Below are 18,966 nucleotides of genomic sequence, written 5' to 3'. Positions count from 1 at the left end.
GGGCGAGGATTTCAAGTCCTCTTCTGTCCGTTCCGATTCCGGACACCGGCCCGAAGCGGGCACGCGGTCGCCCGAGGCGGGCACGCGGCGCGCCCGCCGCTCGCTCGGGTGCGGGCTCCACGGCGACATTCGTACAAGACAGGCGGTCAGCGGCCTCCCCATCATGAGCGGCATGAGCGGATACGTTGAGCAGGCGCACGGGATGCACGTGGTCCACGACGGCGCGCGGGAGGCGCCGCCCCTGTTGCTCGTCCACGGCTCGGGGGCCTCGGGCGACACGTGGGGCCCGATGCTCCCCGCACTGACCGACCGCCGTCATGTCGTCCGCGTCGACCTCCCCGGCTGCGGCCAGTCCCCGCCCGCGCCGTCCTACGACGTGCCCGTGCAAGCCGCGCGGGTGGCGGAGATGCTCGACGGCCTCGGCCTGTGTCACGTCGCCGCGGCCGGGCACTCCAGCGGCGGCTACGTCATCACGGCGCTCGCCGAGCAGCGCCCTGACCTGGTGGGGTCGCTCACGCTGATCAGTACAGGTCCGAGTCCCGACGCGCTCCTGCCGCAGCCGGCCGTTCTCCGGGCGTTGCTGGGCCCGCCGCTCGGGCCGCTGCTGTGGTCGGTGCGCTCAAACGCGTGGATCCGCAAGGGGATCAGAGCCACGACCGCGCGTCCGGTGGACATCCCCGACGAGATGGTCGCGGGGGCGGGGAGCATCACCTACCGGGCCTTCCGGAAGATCGCGAGCCGGAACACCGCGTACCTCGCCGAGCGGAGCGTGCCCGAGCGTCTCGCCGCACTCGACGTGCCCACACTGGTGATCTTCGGCGCCGCGGACCCGCGGTGGGAGCCGTCATCGGCACACCAGTACGACACGGTGCCCGGCACCCGGGTCGAGCTGCTGCCCGGTGTCGGACACGTGCCGCTGCTGGAAGCGCCCGAGGCGACCAGCGAACTGCTGCTCGATTTCACGGCGGCGGACGCTGACACCCCGCCCGTCCTGCCCTAGGTTCGTCCCATGCTGCGGACCGTGCCACCAGCCGGGGCACCCACCGGGACGCTCGACTGGACGTTGTGGGACGTTGCCGTCCCCCCTCCGCCACGTCGGCTGCCGGGAGTCAGCATGGCCGGTTTCCGCCCCCGTGTTCCCGCACCCACGGACATCGCCATGATCGCGCACCCCTCCGTCACCCTGCTCTTCGACCTGAGCGACGGAGCGGACCTCGCCCACGACGCCGGTGGCCGGTACGGACGCGGCAGCGTCGCCGTCGGACTCCTCCCCGGCGACTTCCGGGCGAGTGGCCAGGTGGGGGAGGTCCTGCAGATCAGACTGGAGCCGGTCGCGGCGGCTGCTCTGCTCGGGGAGCAGGCCAACCTGAGAGGGGAAGCGGTGTCATTGCAGGACGTATGGGGCCGCGACGCCGCGCAGGCAGAGGAGCGCCTGCGCGCCGCCGGATCGTGGGACGAACGGTTCGCGGCAGCGCGGAACATCCTTCTCCGAAGGATGACAGGGCCCACACGGCTGGACACCCGCCCGCCGGTCGACCGGGAGGTGGCCCACGCCTGGCGGCGGACGCTCGGCAGCCGGGGGAGAGTGCGCGTCGGCAGCCTGGCGGACGAGGTCGGCTGGAGCCGCAAACGCCTGTCGGCCCGCTTCCGCTCCCAGCTCGGCATCGCGCCCAAACGCGCCGCCCGACTGGTGCGCTTCGACCACGCCGCACACCTCCTCGCGGCGGGCCGCACCGCGGTCGGTGTCGCCACCGAGAGCGGCTACGCCGACCAGCCGCATCTCCACCGGGAGATCAGGGAGTTCACCGGGCTCACGCCCGCGGCCGTGGCCACCGCGCCCTGGCTCGCAATCGACGACGTCGCGTGGCCCGCTTCCCCACCGCCCACCTCGAAGCCGCAGCGGCACTGAATCCGAGACGAACCGCCGCACGCGTGCCCTGAGGCTGCGCGGAGGCGCCCTATGAGGGTGCCCCATGGGGACGCGATACGCCGGGAAGTCGGCCTGACCTCGGACGTCGCCCCGGTGCCCGCCGTACCCAACCGAACGTCGGCCACGGCATCCCAGGGCCCGGGCCCCGTACTGACCCGGGCACGGGCGCAGTCCCCCACCCGGATCGGCCCGGGCGCCGGCCCCACCCGGGCCCGGGTCCGTACTGGCGCGAACCTGGCACTGGCCCGGCCCCGGCCCCGGCCCGCTGGTCGGCTCTGGTGTCAGGCTCGGCTTGGGGGGGGCGGTCCACTCAGGCCCGGACCGGCCCGGTCGCGGGCTCGGCCCGGGGCCCGGACCGGTGGGGCGGGTCCGGCCCACCAAGGGTCCGACCGGTCCGGGCCGGGGCGGGGCCCGGACCGGTCGGGTGGCTGCGCAGGCGGGCAGGGCCCGAGCTGACGGGGCCGGGCTGTGCCCTGCCCCGTCAGCGCTTGCGCGCCGCCGCTGCCTTCGTGCCCGCTGACGTCTTCGCGGCCGCAGCGGTCTTCTTGGCGGTCCCCTTCGCCGCTGCCGTCTTCTTCCCGGCAGAAGCCTTCCCCGCAGAAGCCTTCCCGGCAGAAGCCTTGCCGGCGGAGGCCTTCCCGCCGGAGGCTGCGGCCCTCTTCTTGCGCGTCGCCGGCAGGGCCGGCGACGCGTCGCTGACGCGTTCTCCGAGCATGTCCCGCAGGAACTTGCCGGTGTGGCTGGCGGGCTCGGCCGCGACCTGTTCGGGTGTTCCTTCGGCGACGACCATGCCGCCGCCGTTGCCGCCCTCGGGGCCCAGGTCCACGACCCAGTCGGCCGTCTTGATCACGTCGAGGTTGTGCTCGATGACCATGACGGAGTTGCCCTTGTCGACCAGGCCTTCCAGCACGCTGATCAGTTTCCTGATGTCCTCGAAGTGGAGACCGGTCGTCGGCTCGTCCAGGACGTAGACGGTCCGGCCGGTGGAGCGCCGCTGGAGCTCGCTCGCGAGCTTCACCCGCTGCGCCTCACCACCCGAAAGAGTGGGCGCGGACTGTCCGAGCCTGACGTATCCGAGTCCGACGTCGTTGAGCGTCCTCAGGTGCCGCGCGATGCCGGGGACCGCCTCGAAGAAGTCCAGGGCCTGCTCGATCGGCATGTCCAGGACCTCGGCGATGTTCTTCCCCTTGTAGTGGACCTCCAGGGTCTCCCTGTTGTAGCGCGCGCCGTGGCAGACCTCGCAGGGCACGTACACGTCGGGCAGGAAGTTCATCTCGATCTTGATGGTGCCGTCGCCCGCGCAGTTCTCGCAGCGGCCGCCCTTGACGTTGAAGGAGAAGCGGCCCTGCTGGTAGCCGCGGACCTTCGCCTCCGTCGTCTCGGCGAACAGCTTGCGTACGTGGTCGAACACCCCGGTGTAGGTGGCCGGGTTGGAGCGCGGGGTGCGGCCGATGGGGGACTGGTCGACGTGGACGACCTTGTCGACCAGGTCGTCGCCCTCGACGCGCGTGTGGCGGCCCGGCACCGTGCGGGCGCCGTGCAGTTCACGGGCGAGGTGGGTGTAGAGGATGTCGTTGACCAGCGTCGACTTTCCGGAGCCTGACACCCCTGTGACGGCGGTGAAGACGCCCAGCGGGAAGGAGACGTCGACGTCGCGCAGGTTGTTCTCCCGCGCGCCGCGCACCGTCAGCTGCCGTGCGGGGTCGATGGGGCGGCGGACCTGCGGGGTGGGGATCTCCCGGCGGCCGGAGAGGTACTCGCCGGTGAGGGACTCCTCGTTGTCCAGCAGCTCCTTCAACGGGCCGCTGTGGACGACCTTGCCGCCGTGCTCGCCCGCGCCGGGGCCGATGTCCACGACCCAGTCGGAGGCCTTGATGGTGTCCTCGTCGTGTTCGACGACGATCAGCGTGTTGCCCAGGTCGCGCAGGCGTACCAGGGTCTCGATCAGGCGGTGGTTGTCGCGCTGGTGGAGGCCGATGGACGGCTCGTCCAGCACGTAGAGCACGCCGACGAGTCCCGAGCCGATCTGGGTGGCCAGCCGGATGCGCTGGGCCTCGCCGCCGGACAGCGTGCCGGCGGCGCGGTTGAGGGTGAGGTAGTCGAGGCCGACGTCGACGAGGAAGCGCAGCCGCTCGTTGACCTCCTTGAGCACCCGCTCGGCGATCTTCTTGTCGCGGCCCGAGAGCGTCATCTCGCGCAGGAAGTCGGCGCACTCGGTGATCGACATCGCGGAGACCTCCGCGATGGACTTGCCCTGCAGGGTGACCGCCAGGATGAGCGGCTTGAGCCGGGTGCCCTCGCAGGCGGGGCAGTTCACTTCGCGCATGTAGCCCTCGAAGCGTTCCCTGCTGCTGTCGGTCTCGGCCTCGGAGTGCCGCCGCTTGACGAAGGGGACGACGCCCTCGAAGGCGGTGGTGTAGGCGCGCTCGCGTCCGTACCTGTTGCGGTAGCGGACCTCGACCTGTGTCCTGTGGCCGTACAGCAGCGCCTTCTTGGCGCGCGCGGGCAGGCCCGCCCAGGGGATGTCCGTACGGAAGCCGAGTGCGTCGGCCAGTGCGCCGATCAGCCGCCCGAAGTACTCCCGGGTGTGCCCGTGCGACCAGGGGTGCAGGGCGCCTTCGTCCAGCGACTTGTCCTCGTCGGGGACGATCAGCTCGGGGTCGACCTCCATCCGGGTGCCGATGCCGGTGCACTCCTGGCAGGCGCCGAAGGGGGAGTTGAAGGAGAAGGAGCGCGGCTCCAGTTCCTCGAACGACAGGTCGTCGTAGGGGCAGTACAGGTGCTCGGAGTACATCCGCTCACGCTGCGGGTCGTCCGGCTCCAGGTCGACGAAGTCGAGGATGACCATGCCGCCGGAGAGCCCGAGCGCGGTCTCGACCGAGTCGGTCAGCCGGCGCTTGGCGGTGGCCTTGACGGTGAGGCGGTCCACGACCACCTCGATCGTGTGCTTCTCCTGCTTCTTGAGCTTGGGCGGCTCGGAGAGCTGGATCGTCTCGCCGTCGACGCGGGCGCGGCTGTAGCCCTTGGTCTGGAGCTCGTTGAAGAGGTCCACGAACTCGCCCTTGCGCTCGCGCACCAGCGGGGAGAGCACCTGGAAGCGGCTGCCCTCCTCCAGGTCGAGCACCTTGTCGACGATGGCCTGCGGCGACTGGCGGGCGATGGGACGGCCGCAGACGGGGCAGTGGGGCTTGCCGATCCGGGCGTAGAGCAGGCGGAGGTAGTCGTAGACCTCCGTGATGGTGCCCACGGTCGAGCGGGGGTTGCGCGAGGTCGACTTCTGGTCGATGGAGACCGCGGGGGAGAGCCCCTCGATGAAGTCGACGTCGGGTTTGTCCATCTGCCCGAGGAACTGCCGGGCGTAGGCGGACAGCGACTCCACGTAACGCCGCTGGCCCTCGGCGAAGATGGTGTCGAAGGCGAGCGAGGACTTCCCCGAGCCCGACAGTCCCGTGAAGACGATGAGCGAGTCACGGGGGAGGTCTATCGAGACGTTCTGCAGGTTGTGCTCGCGAGCGCCACGGACGAGAAGACGGTCGGCCACGCCTGTTGGCACCTTTCATGTGGGAAGGGGGGCCCGCAGCGGAGCGGGGGTCCCCGACCAAGAGTAGGACGGCGCCGCCCGGAGTGTCGTGCGCTTCGGGTGCGGGAGCCTCGCTCGACCATATAGCACGTTCATTCGAATTGCGGGCGGCCTCGCCACCTCCGTGCCGTCTTCCACACGAACGAGTGGTCGCACTAGCTTTGGATCATGACCACGCCTGCGCACGACGCCGAACTCGTACGGACCGCGACCGGGCAGCTGCTGAGCGCCACCGTCAAGCTGGATCCCCCCGAGGTCACCGAGCCCTCCCAGCTCCCGGGCTGGACCCGCGCCCACGTGCTCGCCCACCTCGCCCGCAACGCCGACGCCCTCGTCAACGTGCTCGCGGGCGAGCCGATGTACGCCAGCGCCGAAGCCCGCGACGCCGACATCGAGGAGGGCGCGCGCCGCTCCCTCGACGAGCTCGTCGACGACGTGCGCGCCGCCTCGTCCCGTCTGGAGAGCGCCTTCGCCGCGCTCGGCGACGAGGACTGGAACCGCACCGTCGCCCTCCGCAACGGTGTGACCGATCTCGCCTCCTCCCTCCCCTTCCGCCGCTGGATCGAGGTCGAGCTGCACCACGTCGACCTCGGCATCGGCTACACGATCGAGGACCTCCCCGGCACCTTCGTGGACCGGGAGCTGACCACCATGGCGCGCCGCTTCCTCGAGCACCCCGACATCCCCGTCGCGCTGGAACTGCGCGCGGAGGACGGCAGGACCTGGCGCACCGGCGCGAAGGCGGAGGGCCCCGAGGGGCCGCTGGTGGTGGTGGGCAGCTCCGTGGCGCTGGTGGGCTGGCTCACGGGCCGGACGACCGGCAGCGGCCTCTCGGCGAGGGGCCCTCTGCCGGCCCTGCCGTCCCTTTAGGGTGAGAGCCATGCCCTACACCGGAACGGTCCAGGTCGGCGGCCCCGCGGACGTGCACGAGCTGCGGGACCTGATGATCTCCAAGGTCGCCGTCGGCCCCATGGACAACAACGCCTACCTGCTGCGCTGCCGGGCCACAGGACAGCAGCTGCTGATCGACGCCGCCAACGACGCGGGCACCCTCATGGAGCTCATCGGAGGCGACGGCATCGCCTCCGTCGTGACCACCCACCGGCACGGCGACCACTGGCAGGCGCTCGCCGAGGTGGTGGACGCCACCGGTGCGCGCACGTACGCGGGACGGTACGACGCCGAGTCCATCCCCGTGCCCACCGACGTCCCCGTCGAGGACGGGGACACCCTGCGCGTCGGCGAGGTGGAGCTGACGGCGCGGCACCTGGTCGGGCACACTCCGGGCTCGATCGCGCTGGTCTACGACGACCCGCACGGCCATCCGCACCTGTTCACCGGCGACTGCCTCTTCCCCGGCGGGGTGGGCAACACCTTCGGAGACGCCGCGAACTTCGTCCGCCTCCTCGACGACGTCGAGCACAAGCTCTTCGGCCAACTCCCCGACGAGACCTGGGTCTACCCGGGCCACGGCGGCGACACCACCCTCGGCGCCGAGCGCCCGCGGCTGGGGGAGTGGCGCGAGCGGGGCTGGTAGGCGAGCGACCGGCGACGGCGTCTTCACGCGTCCCGCGGCCGCCGCGCGACCCGCCCGTCGGGCGTGCGGCCGCGGGACGCGCGCCCGACGATCGCTGTCACCCCTCCCCAGTAGGGTGTGACGTATGGCAGACCCCTCCACCTACCGCCCGAAACCGGGAGAGATCCCCGACTCGCCCGGGGTCTACCGCTTCCGTGACGAACACCGCAGGGTGATCTACGTCGGCAAGGCCAAGAGCCTCCGCCAGCGGCTGAACAACTACTTCCAGGACCTCGCGGGCCTCCACCCGCGCACCCGCACGATGGTGACGACGGCCGCCTCCGTGGAGTGGACGGTGGTGGGCACCGAGGTGGAGGCGCTCCAGCTCGAATACACCTGGATCCAGGAGTTCGCACCCCGCTTCAACGTCAAGTACCGCGACGACAAGAGCTATCCGTCCCTCGCGGTGACGATGAACGAGCAGTTCCCCCGCGTCCAGGTGATGCGCGGCCCCAAGAAGAAGGGCGTGCGCTACTTCGGCCCCTACGGCCAGGCCTGGGCGATCCGCGAGACGGTCGATCTGATGCTGCGCGTCTTCCCCGTGCGCACCTGCTCGGCGGGGGTCTTCAAGCGCTCGGCGCAGATCGGCCGGCCCTGTCTGCTGGGCTACATCGGCAAGTGTTCGGCCCCGTGCGTCGGCCGCGTCTCACCGGAGGAGCACCGCGAACTCGCCGAGGAGTTCTGCGACTTCATGGCGGGCCACACCGGTTCCTACCTGCGCCGCCTGGAGCGCGGGATGCAGGAGGCGGCCGAGGAGATGGAGTACGAGCGGGCCGCCCGGCTGCGCGATGACATCGACGCTCTCAAGCGCGCCATGGAGAAGAACGCGGTGGTGCTCACCGACGCCACCGACGCCGACCTGATCGCCGTGGCGGAGGACGAGCTGGAGGCCGCCCTCCAGATCTTCCACGTGCGCGGCGGCCGGGTGCGCGGCCAGCGCGGCTGGGTCACCGACAAGGTGGAGGCGGTCGGCACCCCCGAGCTGGTCGAGCACGCGCTCCAGCAGCTGTACGGCGCGGAGCAGGGCGACGCGTCCGAGGGCGGCGGCAGCGGAGGCGTCCCCAAGGAGGTGCTGGTTCCGGCGTTGCCGGAGCCCGCGGAGCCGATAGCGCAGTGGCTGACAGGACGCAGGGGCGCCCAGGTGAGCCTGCGCATCCCGCAGCGCGGCGACAAGCGGGCCCTGATGGAGACGGTCAAGCGCAACGCCGAGCACGCTCTCGTGCTGCACAAGACCAAGCGGGCCTCCGACCTGACCACCCGCTCGCGCGCGCTGGAGGAGATCGCCGACGCGCTGGAGCTGGAGTCGGCGCCGCTGCGCATCGAGTGCTTCGACATCTCGCACCTCCAGGGCGACGACGTGGTGGCCTCCATGGTCGTCTTCGAGGACGGCCTCGCCCGCAAGAGCGAGTACCGCCGCTTCCAGATCAAGTCCTTCGCGGGACAGGACGACGTGCGGGCCATGCACGAGGTGATCAGCCGCCGGTTCCGCCGCTACCTGGTCGAGAAGCAGAAGACCGGGGAGTGGCCCGAGGAGGAGCTGGGCGGCGAGCTGGAGGCGGGCCCCGAGGGGGACTCCCCGCTCCCGCGGCCCGAAGCCGCACCCGTACCCGAGTCCGTGCCCGGGCCCTCTCAGGAGCCGTCGCCAGAGTCCGCCCCCGGGCAGCCCGCCCAGGGAGCCGTCAGGGACGAGGAGGGCCGCCCCAAGAGGTTCGCGTACCCGCCGCAGCTCGTGGTCGTCGACGGCGGCCAGCCGCAGGTCGCGGCGGCGAAGGCGGCGCTGGAGGAGCTGGGCATCGACGACGTGGCGGTCTGCGGGCTGGCCAAGCGGCTGGAGGAGGTGTGGCTCCCCGGCGACAGCGACCCGGTGGTGCTGCCCCGCTCCAGCGAGGGGCTCTACCTGCTCCAGCGGGTGCGGGACGAGGCCCACCGCTTCGCGATCCGCTATCAGCGGGGCAAGCGCGGCAAGCGGCTCCGCAGCAGCCCGCTGGACGCCGTCCAGGGGCTGGGGGAGACCCGGAAGAAGGCGCTGCTCAAGCACTTCGGCTCGGTCAAGAAGCTGCGCGCGGCCCGCGTGGAGGAGATCTCCCAGGTGCCGGGCATCGGCCGCAAGACGGCCGAGACGGTCGCCGCGGCGCTCGCCCAGGGCGCGCCCGCGGGCCCGGTGGTGAATACCGCGACCGGTGAGATCGTTGAAGAGGAGTGAGTGACCGGCGCCGGGATCGACGTGCGTGCGGACGGGGCCGGACGGTTGGCGGAACCGGTGGGACCCGTGGGGTCGGTGACATCGGCGACGCCGCACCGTACGAAGATCGACATTTCGGGGGATGACAGCATGAGCGCGGCACGTGAGCAGCGCGGAGACGGAGCAGTGGTGAGTACGCTCAAGCCGGCGCAGCCGGAGGAGGCGGCGGGTGCGACGATCCCGGAGTTGGTGATCATCTCGGGCATGTCGGGCGCGGGCCGCAGCACCGCGGCCAAGTGCCTGGAGGACCTGGGCTGGTTCGTCGTCGACAACCTGCCGCCCGAGCTGATCCCGACGATGGTCGAGCTGGGCGCCAGGTCGCAGGGGAACGTGGCCAGGATCGCCGTCGTCGTGGACGTACGCGGCCGTAACTTCTTCGACAACCTCAAGGGCTCGCTCGCCGACCTGGCGACCTACAACGTCGCCCGCCGCATCGTCTACCTGGAGGCCTCGGACGAGGCCCTGGTCCGCCGCTTCGAGTCCGTGCGCCGCCCGCACCCGCTGCAGGGCGACGGGCGCATCGTGGACGGCATCGCCGCCGAGCGCGATCTGCTGCGCGAGCTGCGCGGAGACGCCGACCTGGTGATCGACACCTCCAGCCTGAACGTGCACGAGCTGCGCGCCAAGCTGGACGCCCAGTTCGCGGGCGAGGAGGAGCCCGAGCTGCGGGCCACCGTCATGTCGTTCGGCTACAAGTACGGCCTGCCCGTGGACGCCGACCTCGTCGTCGACTGCCGCTTTTTGCCCAACCCGCACTGGGTCCCCGAGCTGCGCCCCTACACCGGCACCAGCGAGGAGGTCTCCAGCTACGTCTTCAACCAGCCGGGCGCCAAGGAGTTCCTTGACCGCTACACGGAGCTGCTGCAACTGATCGCCGCCGGCTACCGCAGGGAGGGCAAGCGGTACGTGACCGTCGCCGTCGGGTGCACCGGCGGCAAGCACCGCAGCGTCGCCATGTCCGAGAAGCTGGCACGCAGGCTCTCCGACGGCGGCGTGGAGACGGTGGTCGTCCACCGTGACATGGGGCGTGAGTGACGCCCATGGCCCGTAGGAGCCTCAGGCATCTGGCCGGGCCGCGCGGCGCACTGCGCGGCTTCACTTCCAAACAGCCCAAGGTGGTGGCGCTCGGCGGCGGGATGGGCCTGTCGGCGTCGCTGACGGCGCTGCGCCGCATCACCGGGGACCTGACCGCGGTGGTCACCGTCGCCGACGACGGCGGCTCCAGCGGGCGGCTCCGCGACGAGCTGGGGGTGCTGCCGCCCGGTGACCTGCGCAAGGCGCTGGCCGCGCTGTGCGGAGACGACGAGTGGGGCCGCACCTGGGCGCAGGTGATCCAGCACCGTTTCGAAAGCAGGGGCGAGCTGCACGAACACGCGGTCGGCAATCTGCTGATCGTCGCACTGTGGGAACAGCTGGGCGATCACGTGCAGGCGCTGGACCTGGTCGGCAAGCTGCTGGGCGCGCACGGCCGGGTGCTGCCCATGTCGGCGGTGCCGCTGGAGCTGCGCGCCAGCGTGCGCGGGCACGATCCGGCGCGCCCCGAGGAGCTGTCCACCGTCCGCGGCCAGGCCACCGTGGCGCTCACCCGCGGCGAGGTCCAGGAGGTGCACCTGGTCCCCGCCGACCCGCCCGCCGTGCCGGAGGCCGTGCAGGCGGTGCTGGACGCCGACTGGGTGGTTCTCGGCCCCGGCTCCTGGTTCTCCTCCGTCATCCCGCATCTGCTGGTGCCCGAGCTGCTGGAGGCGCTGACCGAGACGAAGGCCCGCAAGGTCCTCTCACTCAACCTCGCTCCGCAACCGGGAGAAACGGACGGTTTTTCCCCGCAGCGTCATTTGGAGGTTTTGGGGCGACACGCCCCTAAACTCACCTTCGACGTGGTGCTGGCCGACCAGGATGCCGTGCCCGACCAGTATTCCCTAAGTGAGGCCGCCGATCAGCTCGGCGGGAAGGTCGAGCTGGCACCCGTGGCGGCAGCTGGGGGAGCTCCCCGGCACGACCCGGAGCTGCTGGCCGCCGCGTACGACCGTATTTTTCGGATGCATGGAAGGATCGGCCCATGGCGATGACGCCTGCGGTGAAGGACGAGATCTCCCGGCTCCCCGTCACCCGCACCTGCTGCCGGAAGTCAGAGGTCTCGTCGATCCTGCGCTTTGCGGGTGGGCTGCACCTGGTGAGCGGGCGGATCGTGATCGAGGCGGAGCTGGATACGGGCATCGCCGCCCGCCGGCTGCGCAAGGACATTCTGGAGATCTTCGGGCACTCCTCCGACCTGGTGGTGATGGCCCCCAGCGGCCTGCGGCGCAACAGCCGGTACGTCGTGCGGGTGGTGGCCGGCGGCGACCAGCTCGCCCGCCAGACGGGCCTTGTCGACGGCCGCGGGCGCCCCATCCGCGGCCTGCCCCCGCAGGTGGTCTCGGGGGCCACCTGCGACGCGGAGGCCGCCTGGCGGGGCGCGTTCCTCGCCCACGGCTCGCTCACCGAGCCGGGGCGCAGCTCGTCCCTGGAGGTCACCTGCCCGGGGCCCGAGGCGGCGCTGGCGCTGGTGGGCGCGGCCCGCAGGCTGCAGATCGCCGCCAAGGCCCGCGAGGTGCGCGGTGTGGACCGCGTCGTCGTCCGTGACGGTGACGCCATCGGCGCGCTGTTGACGCGGCTGGGCGCGCACGAGTCGGTGCTGGCGTGGGAGGAGCGGCGGATGCGCCGCGAGGTGCGCGCCACCGCCAACCGGCTGGCCAACTTTGACGACGCCAACCTGCGCCGCTCGGCCCGCGCCGCCGTCGCCGCGGGCGCCAGAGTGCAGCGCGCGCTGGAGATCCTGGGTGACGAGGTGCCCGAGCACCTGGCCGCCGCCGGACGGCTGCGGATGGAGCACAAGCAGGCCTCGCTGGAGGAGCTGGGCGCGCTGGCCGATCCGCCGCTGACCAAGGACGCCGTGGCGGGCCGCATCCGCCGGTTGCTCGCTATGGCGGACAAGCGTGCGCAGGACCTCGGAATTGCGGGTACCGAGTCCAATCTGACCGAGGAAATGGTCGGCTGAAAGGCCGGATAAACGCTCCTCAGGAGAGCGGTGGAACGCTCGTCTGATGAGCGGGGGAATGCCGCTCCCGCGAGCGTGGAATTACTTGTCCGACGAGCGGGAAAACGCTCGCCTGAGCGGCGAGTTCGAGCGGCTGCCCGGCCCGCCCGGCCGATGTGGGACCCACCCCGATGGAGAGGTAGGGTCGGACTCGGTCGGGGACATCCAAACAGCACTCGCCGGTGTCTCGTACCGGCGTACCTAGCGAGGAGATCGGTTCGTGACGATCCGCGTAGGCATCAACGGCTTTGGCCGTATCGGTCGTAACTACTTCCGCGCGCTGCTGAACCAGGGTGCGGACATCGAGATCGTCGGTGTCAACGACCTGACCGACAATGCCACCCTGGTCCACCTGCTCAAGTACGACAGCGTTCTCGGCCGCCTCCCTTACGAGGTCAGCCACACCGAGGACACCATCACCGTCGGCAAGCAGACCTTCAAGACGATGGCCGAGAAGGACCCGGCCAAGCTCCCCTGGAGCGAGCTGGGCGCCGACATCGTCGTCGAGTCCACCGGCATCTTCACCAAGCGCGACGACGCCGCCAAGCACCTGGAGGCGGGCGCCAAGAAGGTCCTCATCTCGGCCCCTGCCAAGCAGGAGGACATCACCGTGGTGATGGGCGTCAACCAGGACAAGTACGACGCCGCCGAGCACAACGTGATCTCCAACGCCTCCTGCACCACCAACTGTGTGGCCCCGATGGCGAAGGTCATGGACGAGAACTTCGGCATCGAGCGCGGTCTGATGACCACGGTGCACGCCTACACCAACGACCAGCGCATCCTGGACTTCCCGCACAAGGACCTGCGCCGCGCCCGGGCCGCCGCCGAGAACATCATCCCGACCACGACCGGTGCCGCCAAGGCCACCGCGCTGGTCCTCCCGCAGCTCAAGGGCCGCCTGGACGGCATCGCCATGCGCGTCCCGGTCCCCACGGGGTCCGTCACCGACCTGGTGCTCGACCTCAAGCGCGAGACCACCAAGGACGAGGTCAACGCCGCCTTCAAGAAGGCCGCCGAGGGCCAGCTGCAGGGCATCGTCGAGTACACCGAGGACGCGATCGTCTCCTCGGACATCGTCAACCAGCCCCCGTCCTGCACCTTCGACGCCTCCCTCACGATGGTCGACGGCAACCAGGCCAAGATCATCGGCTGGTACGACAACGAGTGGGGCTACTCCAACCGTCTGGTCGACCTCACCAGCTACGTCGGCTCCCAGCTCTGAGTCCGGGCGGCCGCGGATGAACGACAGGGCTCGTGCCCCGCGCACGAGCCCTGTCCCATGCCGCGTCCGGCCGGTGCACACCCCCTGCACCCTCGACTGGAGCCACAGGAGCCAGCCATGAAGACGATCGACGAACTCGTCGCCGACGGCGTGCGCGGCAAGCGGGTCTTCGTCCGCGCCGACCTCAACGTCCCGCTCGACGGCGACACCATCACCGACGACGGCCGCATCCGCGCGGCCGTGCCCACGATCACGAAGCTCGCCGAGAACGGCGCGCGGGTGGTCGTGGCCTCGCACCTGGGCCGCCCCAAGGGCGCGCCCGACCCGCAGTTCTCGCTGGCGCCCGTCGCGCGACGGCTCGGCGAACTCCTCGGCAGGCAGGTCGCGTTCGCGACCGACACGGTGGGCGACAGCGCGAAGGCCACCGTCGGCGAGAGCGCCGACGGCGGGGTCACGCTGCTGGAGAACCTCCGCTTCAACGCCGGCGAGACGAGCAAGGACGACGCCGAGCGCGGCGCCTTCGCGGACGAGCTGGCCGCGCTGGCCGACGCCTACGTGGGCGACGGCTTCGGCGCCGTGCACCGCAAGCACGCCTCGGTCTACGACCTGCCGGCCCGCCTGCCGCACGCGGCCGGCTACCTGATCGCCACCGAGGTCGGTGTCCTGAGGAAGCTCACCGAGGACGTCGAGCGGCCCTACGCCGTCGTCCTCGGCGGCGCGAAGGTCTCCGACAAGCTCGGCGTCATCGACCACCTGCTGGGCAAGGCGGACCGGCTGGTCATCGGCGGCGGCATGGCGTACACCTTCCTCGCGGCCCAGGGCTACGAGGTCGGCAAGTCGCTGCTGCAGAAGGACCAGATCCCCGCGGTCAAGGGCTACCTGGAGCGCGCCGAGCAGCTGGGCGTGGAGTTCGTGCTGCCCGTCGACGTGGTGGCCGCGGCCGAGTTCCCCGACCTGAAGACCAAGGCGCCGGCCGATCCCACGGTGGTCGCCGCGGACGCGATCCCCGCCGACCTGGAGGGCCTGGACATCGGCCCCGAGAGCCGTAAGCTCTACGCCGCGAAGCTCGCCGACGCGGCCACGGTCTTCTGGAACGGCCCGATGGGCGTCTTCGAGCACCCTGACTTCGCCGACGGCACCAAGGCCGTCGCCCAGGGCCTGCTCGACGCCGCGTCCTCTTCGGAGGGGAACGGGGCCCTCACGGTCGTCGGCGGCGGCGACAGTGCCGCCGCGGTCCGTCAGCTGGGCTTCGACGAGAACGCGTTCGGACACATCTCGACCGGCGGCGGCGCCAGCCTCGAATACCTCGAGGGCAAGACGCTCCCTGGCCTGGCCGCACTGGAGGACTGACGCCGTGAGCGTCGCGCACGCGGCCGCCGGACCGCGGACAACCACGAGACTCGCACTGCGCCGCGTGGGCACAGAAGCGAACAAGACAGGAGAGGCATGGCTACCCGTACCCCGCTGATGGCGGGCAACTGGAAGATGAACCTCAACCACCTCGAGGCCATCGCCCACGTCCAGAAGCTCGCCTTCGCGCTCACGGACAAGGACTACGAGGCCGTGGAGGTCGCGGTGCTGCCGCCCTTCACCGACCTGCGCTCCGTGCAGACGCTGGTCGACGGCGACAAGCTGCGGATCAAGTACGGCGCCCAGGACGTCTCCGCGCACGACTCCGGCGCCTACACCGGTGAGGTCTCGGGGCCGCTGCTGGCGAAGCTCAACTGCACCTTCATCACCATCGGCCACTCCGAGCGCCGCCAGTACCACGGTGAGGACGAGCCGGTCGTCAACGCCAAGGTCAAGGCCGCCCTCAAGCACGGGCTGACCCCGATCATGTGCGTCGGCGAGGAGCTGTCCGTCCGCGAGGCGGGCAACCACGTCTCCCACACCCTCGCCCAGGTCGACGGCGGCCTCGAGGGCGTGGCCGCGGAGTCCGTGGCCGGGCTGGTCATCGCCTACGAGCCCGTCTGGGCCATCGGCACGGGCAAGGTCTGCGGTGAGGAGGACGCCCAAGAGGTCTGCGGCGCGATCCGGCAGCGGATCGAAGAACTGTATGACGACGCGACGGCGCAGCAGGTCCGCATCCAGTACGGCGGCTCCGTCAAGTCCGGCAACGTCGCCAAGATCATGGCGCAGCCCGACATCGACGGCGCCCTGGTCGGCGGTGCCTCCCTGGACGCGGAGGAGTTCGTCAAGATCATCCGCTTCCGCGACCAGTGAGGTCCTTCCGCGACCAGTGAGGTCCTTCCGCGACCGGTGAGGCCTTTCCGCGACCGGTGAGGCCTTTCCGCGACCGGTGAGGTCCTGCCGGGACCGGTGGGGTCTCTTCGCGGCAGGCGCGAGCCCCGTGCCGGGTGCGCTCCTGTGCAGCGTGTGACGAGGGGCGCTCGCCCGTCGTAGGCTTACGGGGCCGGGGCACACGCGCCGGCCCCGTAAGCACTTTGTAACCGAAAGTGTTCAGCGACGATCCGAGAGAGTTGGTCCAGCCGTGGTCATGGGGTTCTCTATCGCCCTCATCGTCTTCAGCGCGCTGCTGCTGCTGCTGGTGCTGATGCACAAGGGCAAGGGCGGCGGCCTCTCCGACATGTTCGGCGGCGGCATGCAGTCCTCCGTCGGCGGTTCGTCGGTCGCCGAGCGCAACCTCGACCGGATCACGGTCGTCGTCGCCCTGCTGTGGTTCGCCGTCATCGTCGTACTCGGCCTGCTGATGAAGTTCGAGTGAGGCCTCTCGGCCCGCTGTTCGCCAGTTGACGCCTGCACAACGGCTGACAGGGCGTCGCACCCCCTGCCTATCATGAGGGCTCGCGTCCGGTACCGACGCAGTAACTCCGGTCACCGGGCGCGCGTTGGGCCCTACGTACACTAGGGCGCCCGCAGCGGAGCGCGCGCATGGCCGCTGCTCCGTAGCACCGTGAGGCAGGAGTTACGACCGTGGCAAGTGGCAACGCGATCCGGGGCAGCCGGGTCGGAGCGGGGCCGATGGGCGAGGCCGAGCGAGGCGAGTCCGCGCCCCGCCTCCGCATCTCCTTCTGGTGCTCCAACGGGCACGAGACCCAGCCGAGCTTCGCCGGCGACGCGGACATCCCGGAGACCTGGGACTGCCCGCGCTGCGGTTTCCCCGCAGGCAAGGACCAGGACAACCCTCCGGACCCGCCGCGAACGGAGCCGTACAAGACCCACCTCGCCTACGTGCGGGAGCGGCGCAGCGACGCGGACGGCGAGGCCATTCTCGCCGAGGCGCTCGCCAGGCTCCGCGGAGAGATCTGAGCGCACAGCCCGGCTGCACGGCACGCCCCTCCGGGCCGCAGCGCGCCACTTCGTAGCCCACAGCCTCCGCACCACACCCGCACAGCACCGAACGATGGACGGCTCGGCCGCACACCGCCCCTGCGGTCCGCGGTCGAGCCGTCCATCGTCTAGGTTGGGGAGCGGCGGGGATCATTACGAGAGGAATGGGCTGATTTCGCTGATGAACGCTGAAGGCCGCACCCAGCTCGACCAGATGCCCGAGTGGCTCGCGCTCTCCCAGCACCGCGAGGAGTTCGGCCGGACGCACCTGCGGCGGCTGTTCGACGACGACCCGGAGCGCGCCGGACGCTACACCGTGCGGGTCGGTGACCTCTATATCGACTACTCCAAGCACCTGGTCACCGACGAGACGCTGCGCCTGCTGCGGCAGCTCGCCGAGGCGGCGGGCGTCGCACCGCTGCGCGACGCCATGTTCGAGGGCGAGAAGATCAACGTCACCGAGGACCGCGCGGTCCTGCACACGGCGCTGCGTACCCCGGAATCGGCCAGGGTGCGTACGGACGGCGAGAACGTCACCCCCAAGGTGCACCAAGTCCTCATCCGCATGGGCACCTTCGCCACCAAGGTCCGCGAGGGGCACTGGGCCGGCCACACCGGCAAGCGCATCAAGAACATCGTCAACATCGGTATCGGCGGCTCCGACCTCGGCCCGAAGATGGCCTACGAGGCACTGCGCCCCTACGCGCGGCGGGACATGAACTTCCGCTTCGTCTCCAACGTCGACGGCGCGGACCTGCACGAGGCCGTCCGCGACCTCGACCCGGCCGAGACGCTGTTCATTGTCGCGTCCAAGACCTTCACCACCATCGAGACGATCACCAACGCGAAGGCCGCGCGCGCCTGGCTGCTCGGCGCGTTCGACGGCGACGCCTCGGCCGTGGCCAAGCACTTCGTCGCCGTCTCCACCAACGCGGAGAAGGTCGCCGAGTTCGGCATCAACACCGACAACATGTTCGAGTTCTGGGACTGGGTCGGTGGCCGCTACTCCTACGACTCCGCCATCGGCCTCTCCCTCATGGTCGCCATCGGCCCCGAGTGCTTCGGCGACATGCTCGCCGGCTTCCACCTCATGGACGAGCACTTCCGCACCGCGCCCTTCGAGTCGAACGCGCCGCTGCTGCTCGGCCTGCTCGGCATCTGGTACGGCAACTTCCACGACGCCCAGTCGCACGCCGTACTGCCCTACAGCCACTACCTGTCCCAGTTCACCGCCTACCTGCAGCAGCTGGACATGGAGTCCAACGGCAAGTCCACCACGCGCGGCGGCGACCCCGTGCGCTGGCAGACGGGGCCCGTCGTCTGGGGCACCCCGGGCACCAACGGGCAGCACGCCTACTACCAGCTGCTGCACCAGGGCACCAAGATGATCCCCGCCGACCTCATCGGCTTCGCCGACCCCATCGCCGAACTCGGCGACCTGCGCGACCAGCACGACCTGCTCATGGCCAACCTCTTCGCCCAGGGCCAGGCCCTCGCCTTCGGCAAGACCGCCGACGAGGTACGCGCCGAAGGCACCCCCGAGGCCCAGGTGCCGCACCGCACCTTCCCCGGCAACCGGCCCACCACCACCATCCTCGCCTCGGCGCTGACCCCGTCCGTCCTCGGCCAACTCGTCGCCCTGTACGAACACAAGGTCTTCGTCCAGGGCGCCATCTGGGACATCGACTCCTTCGACCAGTGGGGCGTCGAACTCGGCAAGGTCCTCGCCAAGCGCCTGGAACCCGCCCTCACCGAAGGCGCGGACGTCTCCGGCCTCGACGCCTCGACCACCACGCTGGTTGAGCGCTACCGCTCCCTGCGGGGGCGCACAGCCTGAGGGCAACCGCGCGCCCATGTGTGTGCTGTTGCGCGCGCGCCGCACAGCAGTGCCCGGAGGGGCGGAGACCGGCGAGGTCTCCGCCCCTCCCGCATGCCCTCCCGCCCTCCCGTCACCCGATCGGGCGGCGGTCTCCAAGGCGGCGCCCCTGGGCACCCGGACTGCACGTCCCGTGCGGGGGCGGGCCGCGCGGGCGCGGAGCCCGTCCCAGG

The 18,966-nt window shown here is 70.8% G+C and carries 15 protein-coding genes; 14 read left to right on the top strand and 1 reads right to left on the bottom strand.

All coding sequences use genetic code 11. The features are described from left to right. Window positions 1-172 precede the first annotated feature (172 nt). Both MMF93_RS07655 and MMF93_RS07650 read left to right on the top strand, forming a co-directional pair. A complete protein-coding gene (locus MMF93_RS07655; protein WP_242750355.1) occupies window positions 173-1,000 on the top strand; it encodes an alpha/beta fold hydrolase in 828 nt (275 codons plus the stop codon). 114 nt (window positions 1,001-1,114) lie between these two features. After that, complete coding sequence (locus MMF93_RS07650) at window positions 1,115-1,909, top strand: AraC family transcriptional regulator (protein WP_242750353.1); 795 nt, start codon at window positions 1,115-1,117, stop codon at window positions 1,907-1,909. Window positions 1,910-2,411: 502 nt separating this feature from the next. On the opposite strand, the gene uvrA is transcribed toward MMF93_RS07650, so the two are convergent. Further along, window positions 2,412-5,471: an excinuclease ABC subunit UvrA gene (gene uvrA / locus MMF93_RS07645; RefSeq protein WP_242750351.1), complete on the bottom strand. Its 3,060-nt coding sequence runs from the start codon at window positions 5,469-5,471 to the stop codon at window positions 2,412-2,414. A gap of 207 nt (window positions 5,472-5,678) precedes the next feature. Between uvrA and MMF93_RS07640 the strand changes: the two genes are divergently transcribed. The 12 genes from MMF93_RS07640 (at window position 5,679) to pgi (ending at window position 18,754) form a co-directional block, all read left to right on the top strand. Beyond that, entirely contained in the window at window positions 5,679-6,380 is a 702-nt protein-coding gene (locus tag MMF93_RS07640) for a maleylpyruvate isomerase family mycothiol-dependent enzyme (protein WP_242750349.1), read from the top strand. Window positions 6,381-6,390: 10 nt separating this feature from the next. Further along, the gene (locus MMF93_RS07635) at window positions 6,391-7,047 is read left to right on the top strand and encodes an MBL fold metallo-hydrolase (RefSeq protein WP_242750347.1); all 657 of its coding nucleotides are present in this window, start codon (window positions 6,391-6,393) and stop codon (window positions 7,045-7,047) included. Between the two features lie 124 nt (window positions 7,048-7,171). Then, the gene (uvrC, locus tag MMF93_RS07630) at window positions 7,172-9,289 is read left to right on the top strand and encodes an excinuclease ABC subunit UvrC (RefSeq protein ID WP_242750345.1); all 2,118 of its coding nucleotides are present in this window, start codon (window positions 7,172-7,174) and stop codon (window positions 9,287-9,289) included. A gap of 129 nt (window positions 9,290-9,418) precedes the next feature. Beyond that, window positions 9,419-10,363 carry an RNase adapter RapZ gene (gene rapZ, locus MMF93_RS07625; RefSeq protein ID WP_242750343.1) on the top strand — a complete coding sequence of 315 codons (945 nt, stop codon included), beginning with the start codon at window positions 9,419-9,421 and terminating at the stop codon, window positions 10,361-10,363. Between the two features lie 5 nt (window positions 10,364-10,368). Further along, the gene (locus tag MMF93_RS07620; RefSeq protein WP_242750341.1) at window positions 10,369-11,394 is read left to right on the top strand and encodes a gluconeogenesis factor YvcK family protein; all 1,026 of its coding nucleotides are present in this window, start codon (window positions 10,369-10,371) and stop codon (window positions 11,392-11,394) included. Continuing rightward, entirely contained in the window at window positions 11,385-12,362 is a 978-nt protein-coding gene (whiA, locus tag MMF93_RS07615; protein ID WP_027736604.1) for a DNA-binding protein WhiA, read from the top strand. The genes MMF93_RS07620 and whiA overlap by 10 nt, the downstream gene beginning before the upstream one ends. A 259-nt stretch (window positions 12,363-12,621) precedes the next feature. After that, window positions 12,622-13,626 carry a type I glyceraldehyde-3-phosphate dehydrogenase gene (gene gap, locus MMF93_RS07610; RefSeq protein WP_242750339.1) on the top strand — a complete coding sequence of 335 codons (1,005 nt, stop codon included), beginning with the start codon at window positions 12,622-12,624 and terminating at the stop codon, window positions 13,624-13,626. A gap of 117 nt (window positions 13,627-13,743) precedes the next feature. Further along, window positions 13,744-14,976, top strand: coding sequence for a phosphoglycerate kinase (locus MMF93_RS07605; RefSeq protein ID WP_242750337.1), 1,233 nt, complete (start codon window positions 13,744-13,746; stop codon window positions 14,974-14,976). A 96-nt stretch (window positions 14,977-15,072) separates the two neighbouring features. Then, window positions 15,073-15,849, top strand: coding sequence for a triose-phosphate isomerase (gene tpiA, locus MMF93_RS07600; protein ID WP_242750335.1), 777 nt, complete (start codon window positions 15,073-15,075; stop codon window positions 15,847-15,849). A gap of 274 nt (window positions 15,850-16,123) precedes the next feature. Continuing rightward, entirely contained in the window at window positions 16,124-16,351 is a 228-nt protein-coding gene (gene secG, locus MMF93_RS07595; protein ID WP_242750333.1) for a preprotein translocase subunit SecG, read from the top strand. 209 nt (window positions 16,352-16,560) lie between these two features. Further along, window positions 16,561-16,896: an RNA polymerase-binding protein RbpA gene (locus MMF93_RS07590; protein ID WP_423835371.1), complete on the top strand. Its 336-nt coding sequence runs from the start codon at window positions 16,561-16,563 to the stop codon at window positions 16,894-16,896. Window positions 16,897-17,098: 202 nt separating this feature from the next. Next, the gene (gene pgi, locus MMF93_RS07585) at window positions 17,099-18,754 is read left to right on the top strand and encodes a glucose-6-phosphate isomerase (RefSeq protein ID WP_242750331.1); all 1,656 of its coding nucleotides are present in this window, start codon (window positions 17,099-17,101) and stop codon (window positions 18,752-18,754) included. The last annotated feature ends 212 nt before the right edge of the window (window positions 18,755-18,966 follow it).

Source organism: Streptomyces tubbatahanensis (assembly GCF_022699385.1).
GTDB lineage: Bacteria > Actinomycetota > Actinomycetes > Streptomycetales > Streptomycetaceae > Streptomyces > Streptomyces diacarni.
Note: the sequence above shows the minus strand (reverse complement) of the source record. Positions and strands in the feature narration are given on the sequence as shown.

Excerpts from the sequence above, each read along its gene's own strand:
- MMF93_RS07655 (WP_242750355.1), top strand. The coding sequence starts at position 173 with ATGAGCGGATACGTTGAGCAGGCGCACGGGATGCACGTGGTCCACGAC.
- MMF93_RS07640 (WP_242750349.1), top strand. The coding sequence starts at position 5,679 with ATGACCACGCCTGCGCACGACGCCGAACTCGTACGGACCGCGACCGGG.
- MMF93_RS07635 (WP_242750347.1), top strand. The coding sequence starts at position 6,391 with ATGCCCTACACCGGAACGGTCCAGGTCGGCGGCCCCGCGGACGTGCAC.
- uvrC (WP_242750345.1), top strand. The coding sequence starts at position 7,172 with ATGGCAGACCCCTCCACCTACCGCCCGAAACCGGGAGAGATCCCCGAC.
- pgi (WP_242750331.1), top strand. The coding sequence starts at position 17,099 with ATGAACGCTGAAGGCCGCACCCAGCTCGACCAGATGCCCGAGTGGCTC.
- rapZ (WP_242750343.1), top strand. The coding sequence starts at position 9,419 with ATGAGCGCGGCACGTGAGCAGCGCGGAGACGGAGCAGTGGTGAGTACG.
- MMF93_RS07650 (WP_242750353.1), top strand. The coding sequence starts at position 1,115 with ATGGCCGGTTTCCGCCCCCGTGTTCCCGCACCCACGGACATCGCCATG.
- MMF93_RS07620 (WP_242750341.1), top strand. The coding sequence starts at position 10,369 with ATGGCCCGTAGGAGCCTCAGGCATCTGGCCGGGCCGCGCGGCGCACTG.
- whiA (WP_027736604.1), top strand. The coding sequence starts at position 11,385 with ATGGCGATGACGCCTGCGGTGAAGGACGAGATCTCCCGGCTCCCCGTC.
- tpiA (WP_242750335.1), top strand. The coding sequence starts at position 15,073 with ATGGCTACCCGTACCCCGCTGATGGCGGGCAACTGGAAGATGAACCTC.
- secG (WP_242750333.1), top strand. The coding sequence starts at position 16,124 with ATGGGGTTCTCTATCGCCCTCATCGTCTTCAGCGCGCTGCTGCTGCTG.
- MMF93_RS07605 (WP_242750337.1), top strand. The coding sequence starts at position 13,744 with ATGAAGACGATCGACGAACTCGTCGCCGACGGCGTGCGCGGCAAGCGG.